Here is a 12,073-nt window from a genome sequence, read left to right on the forward strand (position 1 = left end):
CTGTTCAAAGCACAAGTGCTTTGTCCTGCGACTCGAATTATTTAGGGTATAAGACAAAACGGCGCATCATACTCAGAAACGCCGCTTTTGAAACGCCTCTCTTTATTACTCAATAAGGTTTCACGCCGCAGCTGTGGCGTGAAAGATACGAGTACTTAAAGGGTGACGCCGCTTTTGAATATCGCCAGTTCGCGGAAATCATTACGCTCGTTGCAGGTTTGCTTACCGTTGGCAAAGGCCACAATGGTATCGACAAACTCTTCCAGCAGCTGCGGCATCGCTTTACCGTGAATCAGCTGACCGGCATCGAAGTCGATCCAGTGTTTTTTCTTCGCCGCCAGTTCGCTGTTGGTGGCAATTTTCACCGTCGGAACGAAACCGCCGTATGGCGTGCCGCGTCCGGTGCTGAAGAGCACCATATGGCAGCCCGCGCCGGCCAGGGCGCTGGTCGCTACCGCATCGTTGCCCGGCGCGCTCAGCAGGTTAAGGCCGTGCACTTTCAGCCGCTCGCCGTAGCGCAGAACGTCAACCACCTGGCTGGAGCCCGCTTTCTGCGTACAGCCCAGCGACTTATCCTCAAGCGTAGTGATGCCGCCCGCTTTGTTGCCCGGCGATGGGTTCTCATAAATCGGCTGGTCATGAGCGATAAAGTACTGTTTGAAATCATTAACCATCGTCACCAGCTTGCCAAACGTCTCTTCATCGCGACAGTGGCTCATCAGCAGCTGTTCGGCGCCGAACATTTCCGGTACTTCGGTCAGCACGGTGGTACCGCCGTTAGCAATCAGGTAGTCCGAGAAACGGCCCAGCATCGGGTTAGCGGTGATGCCGGACAGACCGTCTGAACCGCCGCACTCGAGACCAAACTTCAGTTCGCTCAGCTTACCCGGCTCGCGCTTATCGTGGCGCATCACGTCATATAGCTGACGCAGATGCTCCAGCCCGGCTTCCACTTCATCATCCTGATGCTGGCAGATCATAAAGTGGACGCGGTCAGGGTCGAACTCGCCCAGCGTTTCGCGAAATGCATCAACCTGATTGTTTTCGCAGCCCAGGCCGACCACCAGCACCGCCCCCGCGTTCGGATGGCGCACCATGTTTTGCAGCATGGTACGGGTGTTGATGTGATCGTCACCGAGCTGTGAGCAGCCGTAGGTGTGACTGAAAAGATGTACGCCGTCAATATCTTCCGCGTCATTCGTCTCTTTCAGGAATCGATTCTGCATTTGACGCGCCATGGCGTTGACGCAGCCGACGGTCGGCAGGATCCACAACTCGTTGCGCACGCCGACTTCGCCGTTGGCGCGACGATAAATCTGGATATCGCGATCCGCCGGCTGCGCGGCGGGTTCGATAAGATCCGGTTGATAGCTGTACGCGTCGAGATCGCTTAAGTTAGTACGCGTATTATGGGAGTGGATATGTTCCCCCGGCGCGATATCCGCCAGCGCATGCCCTATCGGCAGACCGTACTTAATGACGTTGTCTCCCTTCGCAATGCCGCGCAGCGTAAACTTATGCCCGCGCGCAATATCCTGAGCCAACGTGACCGTATCGCCGTCAATGGTGACTACCGTGCCTGCCGCCATATCCGCCAACGCTACCGCGACGTTATCTTGCGAATGGATTTTAATGTATTGCATATCAACCGACCTCTGGTCTTAGTTCAGTTCAATGGCGAAGTAGTCACGCGCATTGTTAAAGCAAATATTTTTCACCATCTCGCCCAGCAGCTGAATGTCCGCCGGGGCTTCTCCCGCTTCAACCCAGCGACCAATCATCTGGCACAGGATGCGACGGAAATATTCATGACGGGTGTAGGAGAGGAAGCTGCGGCTATCGGTCAGCATCCCGACAAAGCGGCTCAGCAGGCCAAGCTGCGCCAGCTGGGTCATCTGACGTTCCATACCGTCTTTCTGATCGTTAAACCACCAGCCGGAACCGAACTGCATCTTGCCCGGCATACCTTCCCCCTGGAAGTTGCCGATCATGGTGCCCAACACTTCGTTGTCGCGCGGGTTCAGGCAGTAGAGGATAGTTTTCGGCAGCAGGTTTTCTTCGTTCTGTTTGCTGAGCAGTTTGGACAGCTCTTCCGCCATCGGACGGTCGTTGATGGAGTCAAAACCCACATCAGGCCCTAACAGTTTGAACTGGCGAAGGTTGTTGTTGCGCAGCGCGCCGATGTGATACTGCTGTACCCAGCCGCGACGGGCGTATTCCGCGCCGAGGAAAACCAGAACCGCCGTCTTGAACTGCGCAACCTCATGCTCGCTAAGGGCCTCGCCCGCCAGACGACGCGCCAGGATGCTATCCAGTTCGCTTTCGTTGGCTTCGGCAAACAGCACCACGTCCAGCGCATGGTCAGAAACTTTACAACCGTGAGCGGCGAAGTGATCCAGACGTTTAGTCAGCGCGGACTGGAGATCGGCAAAGCGGCGGATATCGGTGTCAGACACTTCGCTCAGCTTCGCCATGTAGTCGTTGAAGGTCGCCTGTTCGATATTGAAGGCTTTGTCCGGACGCCAGCTTGGCAGCACTTTCACGGTGAAGGAGCTGTCTTTAGCGACGGAAGCGTGATGCTCGAGAGAATCGACCGGATCGTCGGTGGTGCCGACCATTTTCACATTCATCTGCTGCATGATGCCGCGAGCGGAGAAGCTCTCCTGCGCCAACAGATCGTTGCACTGATTCCAGATTTCGTCCGCCGTAGCCGGAGAGAGGACTTTACCTGTAATACCAAAAGGACGACGCAGCTCAAGATGCGTCCAGTGGTATAACGGGTTACCGATGGTATGCGGTACGGTGGCCGCCCAGGCGTCAAATTTCTCGCGATCGGAAGCATCACCGGTGCACAGACGCTCGGCTACGCCGTTGGTACGCATCGCACGCCATTTATAGTGATCGCCTTTTAGCCAGATGTCATACAGATTTTTAAAGCGGTAATTTTCCGCAATCTGCTGCGGCGGCAGGTGGCAATGGTAGTCGAAAATCGGCTGGTCTTTCGCGTAATCGTGGTACAGACGGCGGGCAAACTCGGTATCAAGCAGGAAATCTTCGGTCATAAACGGTGTCATTTTCGTGTCCTCTTCGCCCCCGGGGGAGCCCATCAGATGATTGACTATAATGCTGACAAAGTTATCACACCAATTTCTACAGACCGAAGTATTTTTCGTGAGTTAGATCAATAAACGATGACAAAAAAAGTACCATGAAAGGAGTAAACGGCCCGCCAGAGCGCGCCAGCTCTGGCCTTTCTCGCATGAACGAATGCCCACACAAACTTTCCCACTTTTGTGACGTCACTCAACTTTTGAAGTTGTATGACAAGTTATCTTGCTGCCGTCGAAACATATAAACCGACGGAATGCATTACCGACGAACTATCACGTCGGATTTACCGGTATGGACACCGAATTAGACACAACAGTTAATGGCAAGGTTCGGGCCATACGAGGTTTCCTCTCCTGAACCCTCCGTTTCACCTTCTTCGCCGCCGTTACAGGCAAGAAGATAGTCGCACCCGCTGCGGATATATAACAAACGATGAGGTTTACATGCGTAAAATTAAAGGGTTACGTTGGTACATGATCGCACTGGTGACCTTAGGCACCGTGCTGGGGTACCTGACGCGTAACACTGTGGCGGCAGCTGCGCCGACTCTGATGGAAGAGTTACACATCTCCACCCAACAGTATTCCTATATCATCGCGGCCTATTCCGCTGCCTATACCGTCATGCAGCCTGTCGCCGGCTACGTGCTGGATATTTTAGGTACCAAAATCGGCTATGCCTTCTTTGCTATCGCCTGGGCCGTGTTCTGCGGCTCTACCGCGCTGGCGGGAAGCTGGGGCGGTCTGGCGCTGGCGCGCGGCGCGGTGGGTGCCGCCGAAGCGGCAATGATCCCGGCGGGTCTGAAAGCCAGTTCCGAATGGTTCCCGGCGAAAGAGCGTTCTATCGCCGTCGGCTACTTCAACGTCGGCTCCTCTATCGGCGCTATGATTGCTCCACCGCTGGTGGTTTGGGCTATCGTTATGCACAGTTGGCAGATGGCCTTTATCATCTCCGGCGTACTGAGCTTTGCCTGGGCAATGGCGTGGCTGGTGTTCTATAAACACCCGCGCGATCAGAAAAAATTAACTGACGAAGAACGCGACTACATCATCGGTGGCCAGGAGTCTCATCACCAGACTAACAACGGCAAGAAAATGTCTCCGTGGCAGATTCTGCGTAACCGTCAGTTCTGGGGTATCGCCCTGCCGCGTTTCCTTGCCGAACCGGCATGGGGGACCTTTAACGCCTGGATCCCTCTGTTCATGTTTAAAGTCTACGGCTTTAACCTGAAAGAAATCGCCATGTTCGCCTGGATGCCGATGCTGTTTGCCGACCTCGGCTGTATTATCGGTGGATACCTGCCGCCGCTGTTCCAGCGCTGGTTTGGCGTGAACCTGATTGTTTCCCGTAAAATGGTCGTGACGATGGGCGCGCTGCTGATGATTGGCCCAGGGATGATCGGTCTGTTCACCAGCCCGTTCGTCGCTATCGCCCTGCTGTGCGTCGGCGGTTTTGCTCACCAGGCGCTGTCCGGTGCGCTGATCACGCTCTCTTCCGACGTATTTGGTCGTAACGAAGTGGCAACCGCGAACGGTATGACCGGCATGGCCGCATGGCTGGCCAGCACCATGTTTGCCCTGGTGGTTGGCGCGCTGGCGGATACTATCGGCTTTAGCCCGCTGTTCGCCGTACTGGCCATCTTCGATGTGCTGGGCGCGGTGGTCATCTGGACCGTACTGAAAAATAAATCTGCGGATGACGACAGCACTCCGCTGGAAACCAGTAAGCCTGCCACGCAAAGCTAGTTAAACGCGGGCTCCCCCCTCCCGAAGCCGCCTTGATGAAGGCGGCTTTTTCATTTCTTCTTGTGGTGAGAAGCGCGTAAAAGTGGTATAACAAATCCAATATTGTCGCCATCTCCCGGGAGCGAATATGGAAATCACTGAATCGCGTCGTTTGTATCAGCAGCTTGCCGCTGAGCTTAAGACGCGTATTGAACAAGGTGTCTACCTTGTAGGCGATAAGCTACCCGCAGAGCGGTTTATCGCTGACGAAAAAAGCGTAAGTCGTACCGTCGTTCGCGAAGCCATCATTATGCTGGAAGTGGAAGGCTACGTTGAAGTCCGCAAAGGTTCCGGTATCCACGTTATCTCCAATCATCCGAAACATCAGCAAATTGCCGATGAATCGCTGGAATTCGCCAATTATGGTCCTTTTGAGCTGTTGCAGGCCCGCCAGCTGATCGAAAGCAACATTGCCGAATTCGCCGCCACTCAGGTGACCAAGCAGGACATCATGAAGTTGATGGAAATCCAGGAAAAAGCGCGTAAAGAGAAGTGTTTTCGCGATTCCGAATGGGATCTTCAGTTTCATGTGCAGGTGGCGCTGGCAACGCAAAACACCGCCCTCGCCGCTATCGTGGAAAAGATGTGGACCCAGCGCGTACATAACCCGTACTGGAAAAAGCTGCATGACCATATCGACTCGCGTACCGTCGATAACTGGTGCGACGATCACGATCAAATTCTGAAAGCGCTGATTCGCAAAGATCCTCATGCGGCTAAGCTGGCCATGTGGCAGCATCTGGAAAATACCAAGCTGATGTTATTCAATGAAACCAGCGATGACTTTGAATTCAATGCCGATCGCTACCTGTTTGCCGATAATCCGGTAGTTCATCTCGATACGGCCGCCAACGGCGCAAAATAGCCCTTTATCTCCCTGCCGGGCAGCAACTCCTGCGCTGCCCGAAAAGCCCTCAGGGTAAGCAAAGCATATATAGTGTCAGCCTGTGTAAATACACTCGCCACCCTCCGCCGCAATCAGCAAAATCAGAATGCAACAAACTGCAATTTCTCTGACGTAAAGTCAGCGGGTTTGTTACAATTAGATGCATTTTGTCGTTCTGAGAGTAAGCTTTTGCTTACTTCACTTTTAAACAGGGAACCGTTCAGAGCGCAGTAGCGACCATAATCCAATAAGAAGCTATGTCGCCATGCATATGCCGCGTTCAGACGTGCCGTTAACCGATGTACCAGGAATCGTGAATGGAACTATTAACCCAATTATTGAATGCCTTGTGGGCTCAGGATTACGAAACTCTCGCTAATCCCTCCATGATTGGCATGCTGTACTTTGTCTTATTTATGATTTTATTCCTTGAGAACGGTCTGCTGCCCGCCGCCTTCTTACCAGGCGATAGCCTGCTTGTTCTGGTGGGCGTACTGATTGCCAAAGGCGCGATGGGTTTTCCACAAACGCTGCTGCTACTTACCGCGGCGGCAAGCCTGGGCTGCTGGCTAAGTTATATTCAGGGCCGCTGGCTGGGCAATACGCGTATCGTACAAAACTGGCTGTCGCATCTCCCTTCGCACTACCACCAGCGCGCGCATCATCTGTTCCATAAGCACGGGCTTTCCGCCCTGCTGATTGGCCGTTTTATCGCTTTCGTGCGCACGCTGCTGCCGACCATTGCCGGCCTGTCGGGCCTGAGCAGCGCGCGTTTCCAGTTTTTTAACTGGATGAGCGGGCTGCTGTGGGTGCTGATTCTGACTTCGCTGGGATATCTGTTGGGGAAAACGCCGGTATTCCTGAAATATGAAGATCAGCTGATGTCCTGCCTGATGCTGCTGCCCGTCGCGCTGCTGGTATTCGGCCTGATTGGCTCGCTGATCGTCCTGTGGAAGAAAAAATACAGGAGCCGGGGCTGACAATGGCGATAAAGCGCGCCTCTCTACGTCAGATAAGCTGGATGCTGGGCGGTTCGTTACTCCTGTGCGGCCTGTTCTGGCTCTGGCTCACCGTGCAGCAGCAGGAATCAACCCTGGCTATTCGTCCCGTTAGCCAGGGTATTAGCATGCCGGACGGTTTTTCCGTCTGGCACCATCTCGATGCCAACGGCATCCGTTTTAAGAGCATTACGCCACAGAATGACGGTCTGCTCATCAAGTTTGACTCCAGCGCTCAGGGAGCCGCCGCCAAAGAAGTTTTGGGTCGCGCTCTGCCGCATGGTTATATTATCGCTTTAGTGGAAGACGATGATTCGCCGACGGCCTGGATTTCCCGCCTGCGCGATACGCCACACAGATTCGGGTAATCAACGAAAATTCCGAATATTTTCACCCGGTTTGGTGATTTCCCGGTTTACTTACTATCATTAAGTTTGCGGAAGTCACCAGACTCACGTTTATCAACTGGATCGGGGTTATTCCCCCGCACAATGGAAGGTAGTATCCATGAAACACCGCATCGCTTTGCTCCTGGTTCTGTCATCACTTAGCGCCAGCGCCTTTGCCATCTCCCCTTGCCAGGAAAAAGAGCAGGATATCCAGCGGGAGATCAGCTATGCAGAAAAGCATAATAACCAGCATCGTATTGACGGTCTGAAAAAGGCGCTGAGCGAAGTGAAGGCTCACTGCAGCGACAGCCAGCTCAAAGCCGATCACCAGAAAAAAATCGCCAAACAGCAGGAAGAAATTGCTGAACGCCGCAACGACCTGCGCGAAGCCGAACAGAAAGGCGATGCTGATAAAATCAGCAAGCGCCAGCGTAAACTTGAAGAAGCGCAGCAAGAACTGAAAGAGCTGCAATCTCGCGAGTACTAATCGCTTAAGCAAGACCAATATGGACCACTTTAACAGGAGATAAACATGGCTAAAGATAACGTTGCAGAAGACCTGCGTGCGGAACTGAAGACGCTGGCTGATACCCTGGAAGAAGTGCTGAACTCCTCCACGGATAAGTCGAAAGAAGAGATCGGTAAGCTACGTAGTAAAGCTGAAAGCGCGCTGAAGGAAAGCCGTGTACGCCTGGGTGAAACCAGCGACGCTCTCATGAAGCAAACGCGAGAAACCGCTGCGCGTGCAGATGAATACGTCCGTGAAAACCCGTGGACCGGCGTGGGGATTGGTGCTGCCGTCGGGCTGGTGCTGGGTGTCCTGCTGACGCGTCGTTAATTATGGCGAATTCTAAAAGCACGCAAGGCCCCGGACAAAGCGTTTTCGGCATCGGTCAGCGCATCGTCACTTTGCTGGTTGAGATGGTGGAAACGCGCCTGCGCCTGGTCGTCGTGGAGCTGGAAGAGGAGAAAGCCAACCTCATCCAGCTATTCCTGATGCTCGGATTGACGCTGCTGTTCGCCGCGTTTGGTTTGATGAGCATGCTGGTTCTGATCATCTGGGCGGTCGATGCGCAATATCGATTAAACGTGATGATCGGCACCACGGCGGTTCTGCTGCTGGCAGCGCTCATTGGCGGTATCTGGACCTTACGCAAAGCCCGACGTTCAACGTTCCTGCGCTTCACGCGTCAGGAGCTGGCAAACGACCGCGCATTGCTGGAGGACGATAAGCCATGAGCCGCGAACAGCAGGAACGCGAACGACAAAAAGCGCTTTTGCTGCGCCTGATCCAACAGCAGCGGCTGGACCTTAGCGCCAGCCACCGCCATTGGCTTGAGGCAACTGCGCCCATTGATCGCGGCTGGAATACCCTGCTGAATCTGCGTTCATGGGCAATGGTCGGCAGCGGCCTCGTGGCAATATGGTCAGTTCGTCATCCGCGCTTTTTGATGCGCTGGGCAAAACGCAGCCTCGGTATCTGGAGCACCTGGCGGATGGCCCGCAATCTGCTGCGCCAGTCGTCATCACGCTGAGGCTAATGTTCATAGCGGAATGATATAAGCCGGGTCAGGCGCCAGCCGCCTCCCGGCATCATGAGCAGATCTGCTTCCTCCTTGAATTTCATGACAGCCGCATCGCTTCTCCTTTCTTCTTTTCTCATCTCCAGCGCCGCTATAGCGGTTCTTCTATTCATTTGGTTTATCAATAATCACTCAGAATCTTTGAAGAAGATCTACAGTTTTCCTTGCTAACAATTCCGTCACGGCCCCGCTAATATTCACTCCATCGACAGCAACCCCGCGTAACACGCTGGATTACTTTGAAAAACAAAATCGCCGCCCTTTGGGTTTTCTGGAGTAGGAAATGAAAAAATTAGAAGATGTTGGTGTACTGGTAGCGCGCATTCTGATGCCCATTCTGTTCATTACCGCAGGTTGGGGAAAAATTACCGGGTATGCGGGTACACAACAATATATGGAAGCCATGGGCGTCCCTGGGTTTATGCTGCCGCTGGTGATCCTGCTTGAATTCGGCGGCGGTCTGGCAATCCTGTTCGGTTTCCTGACCCGCACTACCGCGCTGTTCACCGCCGGCTTCACCGTGCTGACCGCGTTCCTGTTCCACAGCAACTTTGCTGAAGGCGTGAACTCGCTGATGTTCATGAAAAACCTGACCATCGCGGGCGGCTTCCTGCTGCTGGCTATCACCGGTCCAGGCGCCTTTAGTATCGACCGCGTACTGAATAAAAAGTGGTAAGCGCACTATACTGAATAAATATAAAGCGAGGAGACATCTCCTCGCTTTTATTATCTATGCCCTAAATAATTCGAGTTGCAGGACAAAACGGTTAACCGTTTTGAACAGCGCTTGCGCTGGCCCTGAAAGGGTGAGCGAGGAAAGCCAACGCACAAGCAACTTGAAGTATGACGGGTATAAAGGAGGAAATAATGGGACAATTAGTTGACGGCGTCTGGCACGACACCTGGTATGACACCAAATCCACCGGAGGGCGATTTAAGCGTTCTGTTTCCGCCTTTCGCAACTGGTTAACCGCCGACGGCGCGCCGGGCCCAAGCGGCGAAGCCGGATTCGCTGCGGAGAAAGATCGCTATCATCTGTACGTTTCTCTTGCCTGCCCATGGGCGCATCGCACTTTAATTCTGCGTAGCCTGAAAGGGCTGGAGCCGTTTATCTCCGTCTCCGTGGTTAATCCCTTGATGTTCGAGAACGGCTGGACTTTCGACGATAGCTTCCCGGCAGCCACCGGCGATACGCTCTACCAGCACGAATATCTTTATCAGCTTTATCTGCATGCCGATCCCCACTACAGCGGGCGCGTTACGGTGCCGGTGCTGTGGGACAAAAAGCAGCACACCATCGTCAGCAATGAGTCGGCGGAAATCATCCGCATGTTTAATACCGCCTTCGATGGGCTGGGCGGCCGCGCAGGAGATTACTACCCGCCTGAGCTGCGCGATCAGATTGATGAGCTGAACGGCTGGATCTACGATAATGTGAATAACGGCGTCTATAAAGCCGGGTTCGCCACCAGCCAGCAGGCCTATGATGAAGCGGTTGATGCAGTGTTTACCGCTCTGGAGCGTCTGGAGCAAATCCTTGGCCAGCATCGTTTCCTGACGGGTAACCAACTGACGGAAGCTGATATTCGCCTGTGGACCACCCTGGTTCGTTTCGATCCGGTGTACGTGACCCACTTTAAATGCGACAAACGCCGCATCAGCGATTACCTCAACCTGTATGGCTTCCTGCGCGATATCTACCAGATGCCGGGCATTGCGGAAACGGTGGACTTCGCCCATATCCGCAACCATTACTACCGTAGCCATAAAACCATCAACCCGACCGGGATTATCTCCGTTGGTCCGCAGCAGGATCTTAACGAACCTCACGGCCGCGATCTTCGTTTCCGCTAGGCAATTGGGCGCGATTTGCTGCGCCCAATAATTCACAAAACAAATATTTACCATCATTTCATTCACGTCTATTCTTATTTCGATCGCTTTAAAAACAAGTGATTGACGGTTAACAGAGGCGTAGAAATGGACTGGTATCTTAAAGTATTAAAAAACTACATTGGATTTGGCGGCCGCGCCCGGCGCAAAGAGTACTGGATGTTTATTCTGGTCAACATCATCCTCACCGGCGTACTCAGCATCATTGATAAGATGCTGGGATGGCAGCGCGCCGGAGGAGAAGGGATTCTGACCACTATCTATGGCGTGCTGATATTCTTACCGTGGTGGGCCGTGCAGTTCCGTCGATTGCGCGATACCGACCGCTCGGCATGGTGGCTGTTATTGCTGCTGATTCCCGTTATCGGCTGGCTGGTGATCCTGGTATTCAATTGCCAGAACGGCACCCCAGGAAATAATCGCTTCGGGCCGGATCCTAAACCGACTTCTTACTAACGATGCGCCCCTCGACAAAAAAGGGGCGCATTTTGTTTTATCTTCCCATAAACAGCTTCGGGATTTCCCGCAGACACCATGACTTCGCCTCACCCATGCTGTCGCGACGCCAGGCCATAATAATGTCGATCTCGTTGCTGTATTCCGGACTGACCACCCGCAGACGCCCTTCGGCAATATCCTGCTCTACGAGCGGATACGGCATCGTCGCAACGCCCAATCCTGCCAGCAGCGCCTGACGCTTATCTTCGATGGTGCTCACGGTTAACCGCGGTTGTTTATCGAGCAGCTGCACGGTCAACACCGGGCGCTCGCGGGCGGTATCCGCGACCGCCACGCCGCGGTACTTAACGCGCGTAACTTCAGAAAGCGGCTCCGGCTCCTGGTGAATAGGATGATCCGGCGCGGCTACATAGACGCTCATCACCGAATAGAGCTTGCGGGAGTTGATTTCCGAAGAGGAGCGAAAATGCATATCCGGCGCAACGACAATATCCGCCCGCCCCTGCTCAAGGCGTTCCCATGCCCCGGCCAGTACTTCGGTAATAATCGACAGTTGAGTATTCGATTTGGTCGCCAGCTTTTCAATTAAAGGAAAAAGGTCGGTGGTGGGCACCAGCGCCTCGGTGACGATAGTGAGGTGCGTTTCCCAACCGCGCGATAGCGCTTCGGCATCCGTCGTCAGCTTATCGGCCGCCTCCAGCAGTACGCGCCCGCGCTCCAGCAACATTCGGCCCACGTTAGTGAATTTTGTTCGATGACCTGAACGGTCAAACAGCACGACGTCCAGCTCCTCTTCCAGCTTTTGCATGGTATAGCTCAGCGCTGAAGGCACCCGACCCAGCTCATCGGCCGCCGCCGCAAAGCTTCCGCGTCGGTCAATTGCATCCATAACGCGCAATGCTTCCAGCGTTAATGCTCTCTCTTTAGCCATCGCAGTCTCATTCAGGAAATTTGAATATACCGGGCAGAA

Annotated in this window: 15 protein-coding genes; 11 read left to right on the forward strand and 4 right to left on the reverse strand. The window is 53.9% G+C overall.

What is annotated here, in order from left to right:
- Nucleotides 1-155: 155 nt before the first annotated feature.
- Nucleotides 156-1,643 carry a UxaA family hydrolase gene (locus HMPREF3178_RS19220; RefSeq protein WP_004105968.1) on the reverse strand — a complete coding sequence of 496 codons (1,488 nt, stop codon included), beginning with the start codon at nt 1,641-1,643 and terminating at the stop codon, nt 156-158.
- An 18-nt stretch (nt 1,644-1,661) separates the two neighbouring features.
- A complete protein-coding gene (gene uxaC, locus HMPREF3178_RS19225) occupies nt 1,662-3,074 on the reverse strand; it encodes a glucuronate isomerase (RefSeq protein ID WP_017145382.1) in 1,413 nt (470 codons plus the stop codon).
- A gap of 480 nt (nt 3,075-3,554) precedes the next feature.
- Between uxaC and HMPREF3178_RS19230 the strand changes: the two genes are divergently transcribed.
- The 8 genes from HMPREF3178_RS19230 to HMPREF3178_RS19265 all read left to right on the forward strand — a co-directional run bounded on the left by HMPREF3178_RS19230 (nt 3,555) and on the right by HMPREF3178_RS19265 (nt 8,703).
- On the forward strand, nt 3,555-4,856 hold the full coding sequence (locus HMPREF3178_RS19230) for an MFS transporter (RefSeq protein ID WP_004115725.1): 1,302 nt from the start codon (nt 3,555-3,557) through the stop codon (nt 4,854-4,856).
- A gap of 127 nt (nt 4,857-4,983) precedes the next feature.
- Nucleotides 4,984-5,760, forward strand: a complete 777-nt coding sequence (gene exuR, locus HMPREF3178_RS19235; RefSeq protein WP_004105974.1) for a transcriptional regulator ExuR — start codon at nt 4,984-4,986, stop codon at nt 5,758-5,760.
- A gap of 338 nt (nt 5,761-6,098) precedes the next feature.
- Nucleotides 6,099-6,761, forward strand: coding sequence for a DedA family general envelope maintenance protein YqjA (gene yqjA / locus HMPREF3178_RS19240; protein WP_004105976.1), 663 nt, complete (start codon nt 6,099-6,101; stop codon nt 6,759-6,761).
- An 8-nt stretch (nt 6,762-6,769) separates the two neighbouring features.
- Complete coding sequence (gene mzrA, locus HMPREF3178_RS19245) at nt 6,770-7,147, forward strand: EnvZ/OmpR regulon moderator MzrA (protein ID WP_160886235.1); 378 nt, start codon at nt 6,770-6,772, stop codon at nt 7,145-7,147.
- 139 nt (nt 7,148-7,286) lie between these two features.
- Nucleotides 7,287-7,655: a DUF1090 domain-containing protein gene (locus HMPREF3178_RS19250; RefSeq protein WP_004105978.1), complete on the forward strand. Its 369-nt coding sequence runs from the start codon at nt 7,287-7,289 to the stop codon at nt 7,653-7,655.
- Nucleotides 7,656-7,700: 45 nt separating this feature from the next.
- Nucleotides 7,701-8,006, forward strand: coding sequence for an ElaB/YgaM/YqjD family protein (locus tag HMPREF3178_RS19255; protein WP_004105979.1), 306 nt, complete (start codon nt 7,701-7,703; stop codon nt 8,004-8,006).
- A 2-nt stretch (nt 8,007-8,008) separates the two neighbouring features.
- The gene (locus HMPREF3178_RS19260) at nt 8,009-8,407 is read left to right on the forward strand and encodes a phage holin family protein (protein ID WP_004105980.1); all 399 of its coding nucleotides are present in this window, start codon (nt 8,009-8,011) and stop codon (nt 8,405-8,407) included.
- Nucleotides 8,404-8,703, forward strand: coding sequence for a YqjK-like family protein (locus tag HMPREF3178_RS19265; protein ID WP_004105981.1), 300 nt, complete (start codon nt 8,404-8,406; stop codon nt 8,701-8,703). Before HMPREF3178_RS19260 ends, HMPREF3178_RS19265 begins: the two co-directional genes overlap by 4 nt.
- A gap of 2 nt (nt 8,704-8,705) precedes the next feature.
- Here HMPREF3178_RS19265 and HMPREF3178_RS32025 read toward each other — a convergent pair whose 3' ends face one another.
- Nucleotides 8,706-8,831 (reverse strand): hypothetical protein, encoded by a 126-nt coding sequence (locus HMPREF3178_RS32025; protein WP_265091009.1) that lies wholly within the window; start codon nt 8,829-8,831, stop codon nt 8,706-8,708.
- Between the two features lie 203 nt (nt 8,832-9,034).
- Between HMPREF3178_RS32025 and HMPREF3178_RS19270 the strand changes: the two genes are divergently transcribed.
- The 3 genes from HMPREF3178_RS19270 (at nt 9,035) to HMPREF3178_RS19280 (ending at nt 11,100) form a co-directional block, all read left to right on the forward strand.
- Complete coding sequence (locus HMPREF3178_RS19270) at nt 9,035-9,427, forward strand: DoxX family protein (RefSeq protein ID WP_004105982.1); 393 nt, start codon at nt 9,035-9,037, stop codon at nt 9,425-9,427.
- A 191-nt stretch (nt 9,428-9,618) separates the two neighbouring features.
- Nucleotides 9,619-10,605, forward strand: a complete 987-nt coding sequence (locus HMPREF3178_RS19275; RefSeq protein WP_017145380.1) for a glutathione S-transferase family protein — start codon at nt 9,619-9,621, stop codon at nt 10,603-10,605.
- Nucleotides 10,606-10,731: 126 nt separating this feature from the next.
- Nucleotides 10,732-11,100, forward strand: coding sequence for a DUF805 domain-containing protein (locus HMPREF3178_RS19280; protein WP_070585417.1), 369 nt, complete (start codon nt 10,732-10,734; stop codon nt 11,098-11,100).
- Nucleotides 11,101-11,137: 37 nt separating this feature from the next.
- Here the strand turns inward: HMPREF3178_RS19280 and HMPREF3178_RS19285 are convergent, their stop codons facing one another.
- Nucleotides 11,138-12,034: a LysR family transcriptional regulator gene (locus HMPREF3178_RS19285; RefSeq protein WP_004105985.1), complete on the reverse strand. Its 897-nt coding sequence runs from the start codon at nt 12,032-12,034 to the stop codon at nt 11,138-11,140.
- Between the last annotated feature and the right edge of the window lie 39 nt (nt 12,035-12,073).

Origin of the sequence: Klebsiella sp. HMSC09D12 (assembly GCF_001808475.1) — a bacterium.
Lineage (GTDB): Bacteria > Pseudomonadota > Gammaproteobacteria > Enterobacterales > Enterobacteriaceae > Klebsiella > Klebsiella oxytoca.

Excerpts from the sequence above, each read along its gene's own strand:
- HMPREF3178_RS19220 (WP_004105968.1), bottom strand. The coding sequence starts at position 1,643 with ATGCAATACATTAAAATCCATTCGCAAGATAACGTCGCGGTAGCGTTG.
- uxaC (WP_017145382.1), bottom strand. The coding sequence starts at position 3,074 with ATGACACCGTTTATGACCGAAGATTTCCTGCTTGATACCGAGTTTGCC.
- HMPREF3178_RS19230 (WP_004115725.1), top strand. The coding sequence starts at position 3,555 with ATGCGTAAAATTAAAGGGTTACGTTGGTACATGATCGCACTGGTGACC.
- exuR (WP_004105974.1), top strand. The coding sequence starts at position 4,984 with ATGGAAATCACTGAATCGCGTCGTTTGTATCAGCAGCTTGCCGCTGAG.
- yqjA (WP_004105976.1), top strand. The coding sequence starts at position 6,099 with ATGGAACTATTAACCCAATTATTGAATGCCTTGTGGGCTCAGGATTAC.
- HMPREF3178_RS19250 (WP_004105978.1), top strand. The coding sequence starts at position 7,287 with ATGAAACACCGCATCGCTTTGCTCCTGGTTCTGTCATCACTTAGCGCC.
- HMPREF3178_RS19255 (WP_004105979.1), top strand. The coding sequence starts at position 7,701 with ATGGCTAAAGATAACGTTGCAGAAGACCTGCGTGCGGAACTGAAGACG.
- HMPREF3178_RS19260 (WP_004105980.1), top strand. The coding sequence starts at position 8,009 with ATGGCGAATTCTAAAAGCACGCAAGGCCCCGGACAAAGCGTTTTCGGC.
- HMPREF3178_RS19265 (WP_004105981.1), top strand. The coding sequence starts at position 8,404 with ATGAGCCGCGAACAGCAGGAACGCGAACGACAAAAAGCGCTTTTGCTG.
- HMPREF3178_RS32025 (WP_265091009.1), bottom strand. The coding sequence starts at position 8,831 with ATGAGAAAAGAAGAAAGGAGAAGCGATGCGGCTGTCATGAAATTCAAG.
- HMPREF3178_RS19270 (WP_004105982.1), top strand. The coding sequence starts at position 9,035 with ATGAAAAAATTAGAAGATGTTGGTGTACTGGTAGCGCGCATTCTGATG.
- HMPREF3178_RS19275 (WP_017145380.1), top strand. The coding sequence starts at position 9,619 with ATGGGACAATTAGTTGACGGCGTCTGGCACGACACCTGGTATGACACC.
- HMPREF3178_RS19280 (WP_070585417.1), top strand. The coding sequence starts at position 10,732 with ATGGACTGGTATCTTAAAGTATTAAAAAACTACATTGGATTTGGCGGC.
- HMPREF3178_RS19285 (WP_004105985.1), bottom strand. The coding sequence starts at position 12,034 with ATGGCTAAAGAGAGAGCATTAACGCTGGAAGCATTGCGCGTTATGGAT.